Below are 12,853 nucleotides of genomic sequence, written 5' to 3' on the forward strand. Positions count from 1 at the left end.
GAGACGTCACATCGAGGTGCCGAGCAGACCGCGGGTAATCTGGAAGCCGACGTTGCCGGACGCAACTGCTTTCGGAACCAGCTGTCTGCTCGCCACTGCCGCAATGGTTTCCAGGGCGACCGTTGCCTGCTCCTGTGCGTTGCCTGAGGCAACCGCATCGAGATCGTCGCCGTACTGCGCGACTGTCTCGGGATCGGTGCTGAACTCGACGACCGGGACGAAGCGCTGAGCCGACAAGGTGCCGCCGGCAACGTGTGCGAGTACTTGCTGGACGCCGCCGGCGCCGAAGCCGGTGACGGTCTCCATCCAGTCGGTGCCGGGCATGCGCATGACGTGCCAGCCGTTGGCGGTGAACCGCTGGCCGTGGGCGATGGTCGGCTCCACCGCGGCGGGAGAGCCGAAGGCGGCGTACCGGAAGTTCTCGTCGGCGAGGAGGGCGCCGCGGGAGGAGAGGACTGCTGAGCCACCGGCGGCGACGATCTCGCGGCCGACGAGAGCCATCGCCTCGGCTGTTGCAGGGTTGAGCGGGCCGCGGGCTTCGAGCGCGATGGTCAGCGAGCCGAGGCTGCCGGGGACTTCTTCGGGGGCGGGAAGGTCGAAGCTGTTGAACCAATCACGGACGCGTCCGGTGACCGCGTCGATGCCGCCATCTGCCTGGATGCTGGCCCACCCGAACCGCGACGGGTCCGCACCGGCCTCAACCAGCCGGGAGCGGAAGTAGTCGTTATGCGTTTTCTCGCAACCGTGCTCGAGCAGCAGCGCCATCCGGGTATTCGGATGCAGCAAATAGCCAAGCATCGTCCGAGCAAACGTCTCCTCAGACGCCCCACCACTAGACCCACACCCCTCGGTATGAGGCAACGCCACCATCCGCGTCACCGCCTCGCCCGCCCATCGCTCCAGTTCCCCCTGAGCAGCAAGCCGCAAAGCAATCTGCCCAGAACACAAGCTGGTCGGCAAAATGAGCCCAACAGCTTCGGGGACCAGCCGGTCATCAACCCGCAGAAGACGAAGCGCGCCTCCCGGCACGCTGGCAGCTGCAGCTGCGCCGGAGGCGGGCACGGGAGACCCGGCTGCGCGGGTGGTGGCGGCGGAGCCAGCCGCTTCGGGGGCGAGGGCTCCTTCTCCCCCACCCACCTGGGAGCCGGCGTAGCCGGCGAGTGGGAGGGGGGTGCCGGGGAGGGGGGCGTCTCGGTCTTCTTCGGGGAGGTCTGTGAGGTTGCGGGTTTGGCGGCCGTTGGGGGTTATGGAGATGCCTGGGCGGGGGGCGGTTTGGCGCCAGTTGCGCCAGATGGAGACTTGGCTGTGGCCCGCCCGTTCGCCGGCGGTGGGTTCGCCGGAGGCTACTCGGACGGTGAGGTCCAGGGTCTCGGCGGTTAGGTCGTCCATGGGAGTGCCGGTTAGGTAGCGGCCGGCGTCTACGTCCATCTCGGCCTGTAGGAGCTCGTACCGGGTCGTCGTCGTGACGAACTTGATTGTCGGTACGAACGGGAAGTTGGTGATCGAGCCGTTCCCGGTGGTGAAGAAGATCAGGTTGCAGCCGCTCGCGACCTGGCCGGCGACGGACTCGAGGTCGTTGCCGGGGCTGTCCATGAAGACGAACCCATGGCCGGGCATCCGCTCCGCGTAGTCGATGACGTGGTCGAGCCGTACGTCGCGATCCAGCTTCCGCGCCGCACCGACCGACTTGAGCACGATGTTGTAGAGACCGCGATATACATTGCCACCGGACGGATTGCCCTCGGCCGTGTGCCCATGCCAGCCAACACGTTCCTTGAACGACTGCACGGTCCGCAGGAATCGTTTCGCCGTCGGCAAGTCCCGCACGTTCTTCAGAACGTAGCCTTCAGCACCGATCAGCTCATCCGTCTCAGCCAGTACTGCGATCCCGCCATGCCGGATCACCTCCCGCCCGACCGCGCCCGCCAATGGATTCGCACTGACCCCAGAGAACGCGTCCGATCCCCCACACTGCAACCCGATCCAGAGATCCGCGAGCGGCACCTCCTGCCGTTCCTGCGCAGCGACCACCGGCAACCACGGCTCCACCAACCGGCCCGCCGCAGTGAGGTCAGTCTCGAAGCCCGCGCTACGAGTGAAGTACGCATGCGGCACCCGGATCGGCGGATAGCCGTGCTCGGCCATGAAGTCCTTGATCGCCTGCCCGGACACCAGCTCACCCTCGGTGTCGACGATCAGGACGGCGCCGACGTTCGGATTCAGAGCGAACCCCGCCAAGGTCGCCAGCAGGAAGTGCAGGTTGTTCGGCGTACCGTCCTCGCCGCCCTCGGTGTGTGCGACCGGTACGACGCCGTCGAACCCCGCCGCATCGTCAAACCGCCGAGCGAGTTCGGTCACGAACCCGGAGCTGCGCGAACTCGTCGCCATCAGTACGACGTGGTTGCGGGTGCCCGCGGGTCCTTGCTCACGCGGGTAGCCGAGAAACGTCCCAGGCTGCTCCACCGACGTGACCTGGTGGCCGAAGTTGAGCGCCGACTCGTCGAGTTCGTATGGGTCCAGAGGTTCGTTCTCGGCGCTCGGCTCGGCCGGGAGTCCCTCGACACCTCGGGCCGACACGGCGGCCAGGCTGGTCGGCGTACAGACGTAGTCGCCGATCTCGAGGTCACGCAGAGCGCGGGCGAACGGAGTGTTCCAGGACAGCAGCGGATCGCCCGTCGCGATCGGGCTGGCGACGAAGCGGTGACCTTCGAGCACGGTGTGAGGCAGCGTCACCGGCGTACCGGCGAAGTCGATCACGGTGCCGGCCGGCAGGCGGCGCGAGGAGATGGCGACATTGTCCCCGGGCTCGGGCAGGACGCCGACCTCGTCGAACCTCAGCATCGTGATTTCCGCCTCCGGGTGGCTGGTTCGGGTGGAATCGTGCATGATGCATGATTACCGATGCCACCCTGCCGAACTGCGCGGGCTGGGTCAAGGGCACGACCAGTCCCTGGAGAAGGGGGCCCGATGACAGTGGAGCCGCAGGACCGGCGGCTGCTGCGCCGGCAGATGCTCGCCGACGACGTGTACGAGGCGATCAAGACGATGCTGATGGACCACGCGATCGTGCCGGGCGCGCGGATCTCCATCGACGGGCTGGCGCGCGACTTCCAGGTCTCGTCCACACCGGTCCGGGAGGCGCTGGCCCGGCTCGAGTCGGAGGGGCTGGCGGACAAGGAGCCGCTCAAGGGCTACCGGGCGACTCCGCTGCTGAGCCGCGAGGAGTTCGACGACCTGTACCGGTTCCGGCTGCTGTTGGAGCCCTGGGCGGCGCGGCGGGCCGCCGAACTCGTCGACGACATCGGCCGCGACCGCCTCCGCGCGGAACTCGCGACCGCGGTGGAGCCGACGTCGGCGGACTACGCCGGCTACAAGTCGCTGACGGCGCACGACAACCGGTTCCACACGCTGATCGCCGGCCTGTCCGGCAGCGAGCAGGTGCGGCTGGCCTTCCAGCGCACCCACTGCCACCTGCACATCTTCCGCCTCCACTACGACCGGGACACGGGACCCGAGGTCCTGGTCGAACACCGACAGATCGTCGAGGCGATCGCATCCGGCGACCCTGCCGCAGCCGAGGCCGCCATGACCAAACACCTGGACAACTCGATGTCCCTGCGGCTGCGGAAGGTCTACGAACAGCACTGACCAATCCGCCGCACCGAGCACTCCCCAGCTCCGGTCCTCGGCATTTCGGCGGTCAACCCCCGACCGGGTGGGTTGCGACCCCGGGTTCAGGGTTGGCAACCCACAACTTCGGGGGGTGACCGCCGAGAATTGCGGGAAGGGGGCGAGTCGGCGAGCTCGAGGACGGCGATTCCGGGTACCTGGGTCAGCGAGGTGATCCCAGGGCCCCTTCGGTGAGCGGGGAGGTTTTCACCGGCGACCGGGGCGAGTTTTGGCCGCCCACAAGGCCAAAGACCTCCCCGGTTCCGTCCGCCGTGATCCTCTGAGGGGCTGACCCCTCAGGGGGTAGGTTGCCCAGCCTGCTGCTGAGCAGGCAACCCACACTCCGCCGGGTTAACCCCTCAGAGGGCAGTTGCCGGGAGACGAAGGGCCGCCGGTACTACGCGGGCGCGTCGCCGTGGTCCGGGATTTCCAGCTGGACGCCACCTTGCAGGGCGGACTGGTGGGCGTAGATGCCGGGCAGGGTGTAGCGGGCGGAGACCCAGGCGTTGATCGGCGGGAGGGTCTTGTCGGCCACCGCACGGACGAAGTCGTCGGCCAGGAAATGGTGCGAGCCCTCGTGCCCGTTGTGCAGGCCTGCGAACTCGGCCGGCAGTCGCCCGCGGTCGTGAACCGGCGAGAGGCCGGAGCGGAACGCGTCGCGCAGCGCCGGGTCGACGTTCGCCAGATCGTCGTCGTCCAGTGAGCTGCTCGGCTTGGTTTCCATCAGGTGGCTGACGTCCTCGACGCCTTCCTTGGTCTGCCAGACCGTGGTCGTCGCGAGCTGCTCGAAGCTGCCCTCGGTCCCGAACACGCGCAGCCGCGACTCGCGCAGGTGCGACGGGTAGCCGACGCGGCGCATCTCGTTGGTCCGCATGATGCCGCCGTCGGCGAGCTTGAACAGCGCCGTCGCGTTGCTGAAGTCGTTGTCGAAGGCACTGATCTCCTTGTCGAAGACGCCGTCGCCGCGGTCGTCCTGAACCCCGATGCAGGAGACGTGGGTGGCGTGCTGGCCGGTCACCGACAAGACGTTGCCGACGGCATGCGTCGGGTAGAGCATGGGTGGGAACGAGGCGGTCTTCTTCCAGTCCTCGCCACCGCTGTACTGGTACGCCGCGTAGAACCCGAGATCCATGTCGTGGACGTAGTCGCCCTCGCTGTAGAAGACGCGGCCGAAGTCACCGGCGGCAAGGCGCTGGCGGCAGTAGACCGAGGACGGGTAGTAGAAGCTGGTCTCGCCCATCATGTAGGTCAGGCCGGTGGCCTTGACCAGCTCGATGATGCGGGCGATCTGGTCGGCCTCGATCGCCATCGGGACGGTGGAGTAGACGTGCTTGCCGGCTTCGAGGGCCTGGATCGCCATCTCGCCGTGCAGCCAGCGCTGGGTGAAGATCGCCACCGCGTCGACGTCGGAGGCGAGCATCTCCTCGAACGACTGGTAGGTGATCGAGACACCCTGCTTGGCGGCCATCTCGGCCAGCCGGTCGGGCAGGACGTCGGTCAGCCGGACGTCGGTGACGTCGGGATGGGCGGACCACAACCGCAGGAACGAGGGGGCGAACTGGCCGGCTCCGACCACGCCGATGCTGATGCTCATGTGTCCAGGCAATCACACATTCTCCGGCCATGTAAGAACAATTTTGAACACTGAGATAGGCGAGGTCAGCGGCGGGAAACGGGCAGGTGGTCGGGGTGGTCTGTGGTGATGCCGTCCACCCCCAAAGCCACCGCGTGGGCGTAGGCGGTGGGGTCTGGGACCGGCCAGGCGGTGACGCGGAGGTTGTGGGTGTGGAGGGTGGCTACCGCGTCCGCGGTCAGGTCGGTGATGCCGCAGAGGGCCCAGGTGGCGGCGGCTGACTTCGTGCGGGTGAGGATGTCGGCGACCGGAGGGGTGCGGGCGATGATCAGGCCCGTTTCCACCGAAGGGAGAAGGTCGCGGATGGCCAGCAGGACGTCTGGCGATGAGGACGTGACCAGGGTGCGGTCCGCCAGCGCGCTGTCCTTCAGCGACTCGGCCAGCAGCGGAATGGCCTCGACCGCTTTGACCTCAGCTTGGAAGCCGACTGAGATCGCCTCGACGGTTTCCGCCCAGGTCGGGACGACTTCGCCATGACCCGCGTCCAGCGAACGGAGTACGGAGAAAGGCAGGTCGGCGACTGCGCCGGTGCCGTTCGTGGTGCGGTCGACGGTGGCGTCGTGGAGGACGACGAGTTCGCCGTCGGCGGTGACGCGGAGGTCCAGCTCGATCTCGTCGCAGCCGTCGGCGACGGCTCGGTGGAAGGACCGCAGGGTGTTCTCCGGTTCGGAGCCGAGCGCCCCGCGATGGCCGGTGATGATCACCGCACTCTCGCTGTAACCAGTCCCAGAGGGTCCTGGCCGGACAGGTAGGCGGTGACGGCTTCGGCGGCGATTGCGGCGGCTCGATGGGCGGTTTGTTTGGTGGCGCCCGCCAGGTGAGGGGTCATGACTACGTTGGGGGCCGTCAGCAACCGTGAGTCTGCTGGCACCGGCTCGACCGGGAAGACGTCAAAGGCGGCGGCGCCCAGCTGGCCTGATTCAAGCGCGTCTACTGCCGCGTCGTAATCGAGCAGGCCGCCTCGGGCAGTGTTGACCAGTACTGCGCCTCGTCGCATCGCCGCGATTTCGGGAGCGCCGATCATGTTGCGGGTCTGGTCGGTGAGGCGGGCATGGAGGCTGACCACGTCTGACTGGCGCAGCAACTCGTCCAGCTCGACGACCTCGGTGCCGTCCGGCGGGGAGGCCGGGTCGACCGCTGGGTCCACCACTAGGACGCGGGCGCCGAAGGCGCTCATCACGCGGGCGACTCGGCGGCCGATCGCGCCGTAGCCGACCAGGCCGACTGTTGCGCCGTCGAGTTCCGCCCCACAGTCGTCGTACGCGTAGAGATCACTGCGCCACTGGCCCTGCTCAAGGGTCTTCTGCAGTTGGGGAAGCTTGCGCAGGGCACCCAACATCAAGGTGACGGCGTGCTCTGCTGCTGCACCGGCGTTGCGGCCCGGGGTCGAGGAGACGATGACGCCGCGTTTGGTTGCCGCGGGCACGTTCACGTTGACCGGACCGCCGCGGCAGCAGACCAGGAAGCGGAGGTCCGGTGCAGAGTCCAGTACACGCTCGGTGAACGGCCCCATCTGCGTGATCGCCAACTCGATCCCGGGCAGTGCGGCGATCAACTGGTCCTCGGCGTCGCTGGCTTCGTCGACCTCGGCGACCCGGCCGAACGGTGTCAGCGGCCAGGGCAGCGTGACCCGCTCGAAGTCGAAGGCGACGTCCGGCAACGCCGATGTCAGCGCCGCCTCGAGCAGGTCGTTGCCGACGAAGTGGTCACCGGCGAGCAGGGTGCGGACGGTTCTCATCAAGCTCCAGAAGGTCGGGCGGTCGGGGCCGGGTCGGCCCAACGGGGACGGGCCGCTTCGCTGCGGCGCAGGTAGTGGGCGAAACCCTCGTCGTAGAAGGCGGCGCGGGACGGATCGGGATCGATCTGCCGGGTCTCGGCGATCCACTCCGGACCGGCCGCCTGCCCGGCGGCGAGCCGCGCGCCGATCACCGCCCCGCGAGCGGCCACCTGGGACGCCTCGGTCGTGTGCAGTGGGCTGTTCAGCACGTCCGCGAGGATCTGCGTCCACTCGCGGCTGTTGGCGCCACCGCCGCAGACAGTCACCTTGCCGGTCCAGCCTGCCGCTTCGAGGCAGTGTCGGGCGGCGTACGCGATGCCTTCGCAGGTCGCCCGCACCAGATCCGCCTGGGTCGTCGCCAACGAGATCCCGTCAAAAGTGCCCCGAGCTCCTGTGTCCACAAAGGGCGCCCGCTCGCCGGCTTCCGACAGATAAGGCAGCACCGTCACCCCGTTGGCACCGGCCGGGCTTTCGGCCAGCAACGTCGGCAACTGCGCGACGCTCACACCGATCAGCGAGAGCACTCGATCGAGAGCGGCCGTGCCGACCATGGCGGGCATCGCACGAAGCCACACCCCAGGCGTCCAGGTACCGAGGAACAACCCCGCCGGCTCCTCGTCGACCGGCAGTTCCCGGGTCACCACCTGACAGGCCAACGTCGTACCGACGGTCAGAAGCGCATCGCCGACCTCGCTCACGCCCGCGCCCAATGCGGCGGCCGGGAGGTCGTAAGGTCCCGCGGACACACGAGTCCCGAGCGGAAGCCCGAGCGAAGGGTCGCGAAGCTCGCCAACCGGACCATCCGGGGCGACCGGCGCCAGCAAGTGCTGCCAATCGGTCAGCCCACACGCCTCCAAGGCCTTGCCGTCATAAGTGTTTGTGCGCGGGTCGAGGAACGGCGCGGACCCGTCAGAGACATCGGTCGCCCGTACGCCGGTGAGCCGCTGCATCACCACGTCTTTGCAGTACGCCGCGGTCGCCGCGTGACGCAGTACGCCAGGCTCTTCCGCCAGTACTGCGGCCAGCAGCGGCCCCGAGGCGCCCGGGAACATCCGGTTGCCGGAGCGCCGGAACACCTGCTCGGCAACGCCGTCCACGGTCCAGCGCTCGAGGATTTCGTTGCTTCGAGCATCGAGCCACGAGATCGCCGGCCGGACCGGGCGACCGTCGACATCCACGAGCCACAGACCATCCCCCTGGGCCGTGATAGCCACCAGGTCGGCCTGCGGCAAAGCCAGCTCAGCGACCACCTCGTTGACTGAGGCAACAATCTCGTCGGTGTCGTGCTCGAAACGGCCGGGACCCGGACGGACCAGGCGGGTCGGTCGCGAGGTTTCCGCCACCTGGCGACCGGCCTCGTCGAAGGCCACCGCCTTCGTGACGGTGGTGCCGACGTCCACTCCCACATCCATCCCGGACTCCCTCACTGAGTCTGATGCTTGCTAAAGCGGCGCGACCTCAACAGTGCTGCCGTGGTCGCGAAGCGCCGCGATCAGGTCGGCCGGCGTCTTCTCGTCCACCACGACCACGTCGAAACCGGTCAGCGGCGCCAACCGATGCAACGCGGTCCGCTGCAGCTTGCCGTGGTCGACCAGCAGCACCTTGGTGCGGGCGGACCGCATCATGGCCTGCTTGACCAGCACGATCTCTTCCTCCTGGTGGAACGCGTGCGTCGCCGACACCGCGGACACGCTGCAGAACAGCAGGTCGGTGTGCAGCGCCTCGACGGCCTGCGCGCACGGCATGCCGCCGAACGAATCGTGCGTCGACGAGTAGATCCCGCCCAGCGCCAGCAGCGTGACGTCGCGCAGTTGGGTCAGCCGGGTGATGGCAGGCAGGAAGTTCGTTGCCACGGTCAACGGAGTGATGTCCTCGAAGAGGTCGACCAGGGCGAGCGCGCTGGTCGAGTCGTCGAGCATCACCGACATCCCGGGCTCGATCATCGCGCGGGCGTGCCGGGCCAGCGCGGCCTTCTCGGCCTGCGCGGTGTTCAGCCGGTAGGCCACGTTGCTCTCGAACACACTGGTCGGCTGGGCCGTCACGCCACCGCGGTACTTGCGGACGACGCCCTGCCGCTCCAGCTCGTCCAGGTCGCGATGCACCGTCATCACGCTGACCCCGAAGGCCTCGACCAGATCGTTCGCCGAGACCGAGCCGTGCTCGACGACGTACGCCGCGATCTCGGCCTGGCGCCGGGCGGGCCGGCTCAGCTCGGAGGTGTCGGCCGTGTCAGAACTCATCCCGGGATCTCCATTCGCACAGCGGGGGTGTTGAACGCTTCGAGTCCCACTGTGCCGTCCTGCCAGCGCAAACGCACCAACGCCGCGGGACCGAGGGCCGGGAGCAGTCTGCGGTACTCCTTGAGTTCCAGGCCGAGCACCCGGCAGACGAGCAATCGGATCAGCGTGTTGTGCGCGACCACGAGCACCTTGCGGCCCGGATACTCGCGACCGATCTGGTGGAAGGCTTCCTCGACCCGGTCCGCCGCCAGCGCCGGATGCTCGCCGCCCGGGAAGTGCGAACCGACTGGGTCGAGCTCGAACGCCTTGGCCACAGCCGGCGGCAGTTCACTGAGGCTGAGCCCTTCGGCCGAGCCGAAGTCGACCTCACGCAGCCGATCGTCGACCACCGGCGTCAGCCCGAGCGCCTGAGCCGCTGGCATCATGGTCTGCCGCGCTCGCAGCATCGGCGAACACCACAGCGCATCGGGGCTGAAGTCCACGGCCCATTCCTTCAGGTACTGCGCCTGCACGTGGCCGACCCCGTCGATCGGCAGGTCCGTCGACCCGGTGTACCTGTTGCCGTGGTGCCACTCGGTCCGCCCGTGCCGGGCCAGCACGATGATCGTCTTCATCCGCGATACCCCCGCCGGTGCAGTTCCGCCACGAATTCGCCGTACAGGGTGGTCAGCCGTTCCTGCGGTCGCGGTTCGAGGACGCGCTCGACCCGGACCATCCGCGCCGCCGTATCGGTCACCGACGCCTCGGCGGACGCCGCAAGCACAGCCATCCCGTACGCCGGGTCCGCGGCCGCGGGCAGCTCGACCGGTACGCCGAGGACGTCGGCGCGGAGCTGGTTCCAGTAGCCGCTACGAGTCGCGCCACCAGTGAGCGAGACCGAGCGGACCGGCTCTGCGCCGAGGCTTTCCAGGTGCTCGAAGGCGAGTCGCTCGATGAAGGCGACGCCTTGCAGGACACCGCAGTACCGGTGCAGGTCGTCGGGGAGATTGCCGAGTTCGAAGGGCTCCGCGTTCGGCGCGACGAAGGGGAAGCGCTCGCCTCGTCCGGTGATCGGGTAGATGGCCGCGTCGATCGTGCCGAGCGCGCGGGCTGCCTGGTCGAGCGCGTCGAGGTCGGCGCCGGGCAGCATCGCGGTGAGTGCGCCGGCGCCCGTGTTGGAGGCGCCACCGGGTAGCCAGCCGCCGTCGGGATGGCGGTGGCTGTAGACAGCTCCGGTCGGGTCGTCGAGCAGGTCTTTGCTGACGCCCTTGAGGACGAGAGTCGTGCCGAGGACCGAGTTCCAGGCTCCTGGTGAGAGTGCCCCGGCGGCGATCTGGGCTGCACAGCCGTCGGTCATGCCCGCGTAGACCGGAGTACCGGCAGGGACCCCGGTGACCTGGGCTTTTGCTGTGTAGACGCGGCCGAGCTCGGTGCCGGGGAGGACGACTTCGGGGAGAAGTTCGGCCGGGAGACCGAGGCGGTCGAAGGCTTGGACCGGCCAGCCGTCGGCTTCCAGGTCATAGCCGGTTTTGAGCGCGTGACTGGTATCGGTGGCGGCCGGGCCGCCGATCAGGTGAGCGGCCACCACGTCGGCACTGTGCGCGATCCGGCCGGCCTCGGGATGCCGGTCGATCAACCACAGAATCTTGGGCAGAGCCCAGGTCGGCTGCATCGCGGTCGACCACCGCTCGGGGTCTGCCCGGACGATCTGGTCGAGATACTCGGCGGCGCGCGCGTCGTCGTACATGAGCGCGGGGGTGATCGGCGCACCGGCGTCATCGGTGAGCAGGACCGTTCCGGAGGTCGAGCAGATGGCGACACCTTGTACTGCGGGCGTTGCGACCTCGGCGAGGGTGGCGTCGACCGCTTCCAGCCATTCGCGCGGGTCCTGCTCATGGTGGGCGCCGTCGCGGCTGCTGATCAGGGGGCGGGAGGAACGGGCCAGAACGTCACCGTTCGCGCTGACCAGGACGGAGCGGACGCTCTGCGTCCCGAGATCGACTCCGATCCAAGCAGGCTCAGGCACAACCGCACACCCCTAGCGACGACGCTGATGTTAGCTACGCTGATAACATAACATCAGATCGCGGTAAGAGCGCAGATTCAGTTCTGCGGCAGTGCGTTCAGTTCTGCCCGGTGGGTTCAGTTCTGCATCAGGAGGAGCGAGCGGTCCGCGGTGGCGAGTTCGAGCCGGCCGGCATCGACCGCGCCGTACGCGCCGATCGGTCCACTGGCCTTGCGGCCGTGCCGGTTGAGCCAGAAACCCCAGCCTGCTGGAGCATCCGGCCACTCGGGGTCGGGCTCCCAGCCGATCGGCGGCCGCCAGGTGGCGGTCGGCGGCTCGGGCCAGCTGGGCGGTGGGTTGAATCGGTGCACGGGCAGCCTTTCCCCAGAGATTCGGTGACGTCTCCAGGAGATCCGAGAGTGGTCAACAAGTTGTCTGACAGATCAACGACCGGCTGATATGAACGTCACGCCTAAATCTTGGTAAAGATTATTGGCTCCGGTACCACCGTGGCTACCGCCGTGACCCTTGACATCTCCCCCGGACTGACGGACGTTGAAGGCAGTCGATCGGCGTCGTGGGGGGAACCATGGATTCTGATCTTTGGAGCAAGTCCTGCACGCCGCGCGAAGTCGCGACGGAGGACTTCCGGAGATTGAGCGCGCAGGGGCTGATCCGCGTCCGGCTGGAGCTGGCGGGGATCGCCGGCGATCCGGCCAGGCTGCGCGAGCTCCTGGTCGCAGTACAGACGCTCCGGCGGATCGGCATCCTGGTCGAGTACGAGTTGGACCTGTTCGACGGGTCGCCGCGGTTCGCGACCGTCCGGGACAACGTGGCGCTGCTGCGCGCGATCGTCGCCGACGGGACGACGCCGGCCACCTTCACTGTCAGCCCGGGGACCGGGGTCAGCTCACCCTGGCTCGACGACTACCGCGAACGGGTCGCCGCCGCGGTCCAGCCCTGGCTGACCGGATTGTCCGTCCAGCTCGCGGATGCTTGGTCCGAGCTGATGCTGGGTGAGCGGCTCAAGCGCCGGCAGGACGGCGTCGCGGCGTACCGGATCGCGTTGCAACGGCTGACGCTGCGCAGCAACACCGAGCTGCTGAATCTGGTCGCCGACAGCGCCCGCGAGTACGAGCTGACCGGCGACACCCGGCTGCTCGAGCACGACCTGGTCGCACCACGGGCCGGCTTGCTGACCGAGACATTGCTTGCCTTGAGCAACAAGTTCCGGCTGAGCAACCTCACGGGAGGCGCCACTCAGGCGGCCAAGCCGCTCTCGCTCAAGCGGGTCGGGTAGGCGCCGGCCGCGATCGCCTGGTCGAGCGCGGCCAACTGGGTGCAGGCGGCGGACAGCGCCTCGGCCTGCGTGCGGCAGCCGTCGACGTACCAGAACGGGTCGTCGGGCTGGCGGTCGTCGGCGTCGTCGATATCGGCGTACCAGCAGTCCACGCCGCCGCGGCAGTAGTAGTGCACCACGCGAACCTTGAGCTTCATGCGGGCTAGGACGTTGCCCATACCTCTGATGGTTCCCCCTCAAGGCGGCACCG

The 12,853-nt window shown here is 68.2% G+C and carries 12 protein-coding genes; 2 read left to right on the top strand and 10 right to left on the bottom strand.

Features of this window, described 5'->3' with window-relative positions; all coding sequences use genetic code 11:
- Positions 1–6 precede the first annotated feature (6 nt).
- Positions 7–2,886, bottom strand: a complete 2,880-nt coding sequence (locus ACQPYM_RS39280) for a UxaA family hydrolase (protein WP_433011523.1) — start codon at positions 2,884–2,886, stop codon at positions 7–9.
- Positions 2,887–2,967: 81 nt separating this feature from the next.
- Here ACQPYM_RS39280 and ACQPYM_RS39285 point away from each other — a divergent pair, with 81 nt between their 5' ends.
- Positions 2,968–3,648 (top strand): GntR family transcriptional regulator, encoded by a 681-nt coding sequence (locus tag ACQPYM_RS39285; protein WP_433011525.1) that lies wholly within the window; start codon positions 2,968–2,970, stop codon positions 3,646–3,648.
- 418 nt (positions 3,649–4,066) lie between these two features.
- Here ACQPYM_RS39285 and ACQPYM_RS39290 read toward each other — a convergent pair whose 3' ends face one another.
- The 8 genes from ACQPYM_RS39290 to ACQPYM_RS39325 form a co-directional block, all read right to left on the bottom strand.
- Entirely contained in the window at positions 4,067–5,263 is a 1,197-nt protein-coding gene (locus tag ACQPYM_RS39290; RefSeq protein ID WP_433011528.1) for a Gfo/Idh/MocA family protein, read from the bottom strand.
- Between the two features lie 65 nt (positions 5,264–5,328).
- Positions 5,329–6,006, bottom strand: coding sequence for a glycerophosphodiester phosphodiesterase (locus ACQPYM_RS39295; protein ID WP_433011531.1), 678 nt, complete (start codon positions 6,004–6,006; stop codon positions 5,329–5,331).
- On the bottom strand, positions 6,003–7,040 hold the full coding sequence (locus ACQPYM_RS39300) for a 2-hydroxyacid dehydrogenase (protein WP_433011534.1): 1,038 nt from the start codon (positions 7,038–7,040) through the stop codon (positions 6,003–6,005). The genes ACQPYM_RS39295 and ACQPYM_RS39300 overlap by 4 nt, the downstream gene beginning before the upstream one ends.
- On the bottom strand, positions 7,040–8,491 hold the full coding sequence (locus tag ACQPYM_RS39305; protein WP_433011537.1) for an FGGY family carbohydrate kinase: 1,452 nt from the start codon (positions 8,489–8,491) through the stop codon (positions 7,040–7,042). The genes ACQPYM_RS39300 and ACQPYM_RS39305 overlap by 1 nt, the downstream gene beginning before the upstream one ends.
- A 30-nt stretch (positions 8,492–8,521) precedes the next feature.
- Positions 8,522–9,319 carry a DeoR/GlpR family DNA-binding transcription regulator gene (locus ACQPYM_RS39310; RefSeq protein WP_360279566.1) on the bottom strand — a complete coding sequence of 266 codons (798 nt, stop codon included), beginning with the start codon at positions 9,317–9,319 and terminating at the stop codon, positions 8,522–8,524.
- A complete protein-coding gene (locus tag ACQPYM_RS39315; RefSeq protein ID WP_433011540.1) occupies positions 9,316–9,933 on the bottom strand; it encodes a histidine phosphatase family protein in 618 nt (205 codons plus the stop codon). Before ACQPYM_RS39315 ends, ACQPYM_RS39310 begins: the two co-directional genes overlap by 4 nt.
- On the bottom strand, positions 9,930–11,324 hold the full coding sequence (locus ACQPYM_RS39320) for an FGGY-family carbohydrate kinase (RefSeq protein ID WP_433011543.1): 1,395 nt from the start codon (positions 11,322–11,324) through the stop codon (positions 9,930–9,932). The genes ACQPYM_RS39315 and ACQPYM_RS39320 overlap by 4 nt, the downstream gene beginning before the upstream one ends.
- 116 nt (positions 11,325–11,440) lie before the next feature.
- A complete protein-coding gene (locus tag ACQPYM_RS39325; RefSeq protein ID WP_433011546.1) occupies positions 11,441–11,674 on the bottom strand; it encodes a hypothetical protein in 234 nt (77 codons plus the stop codon).
- Positions 11,675–11,892: 218 nt separating this feature from the next.
- On the opposite strand from ACQPYM_RS39325, the gene ACQPYM_RS39330 reads away from it, so the two are divergent.
- Positions 11,893–12,603 (top strand): hypothetical protein, encoded by a 711-nt coding sequence (locus ACQPYM_RS39330; RefSeq protein ID WP_433011548.1) that lies wholly within the window; start codon positions 11,893–11,895, stop codon positions 12,601–12,603.
- Here ACQPYM_RS39330 and ACQPYM_RS39335 read toward each other — a convergent pair.
- The gene (locus ACQPYM_RS39335) at positions 12,564–12,821 is read right to left on the bottom strand and encodes a hypothetical protein (protein ID WP_360279580.1); all 258 of its coding nucleotides are present in this window, start codon (positions 12,819–12,821) and stop codon (positions 12,564–12,566) included. The genes ACQPYM_RS39330 and ACQPYM_RS39335 overlap by 40 nt on opposite strands.
- Between the last annotated feature and the right edge of the window lie 32 nt (positions 12,822–12,853).

It is taken from the genome of Kribbella sp. CA-294648, from assembly GCF_050943845.1.
GTDB lineage: Bacteria > Actinomycetota > Actinomycetes > Propionibacteriales > Kribbellaceae > Kribbella.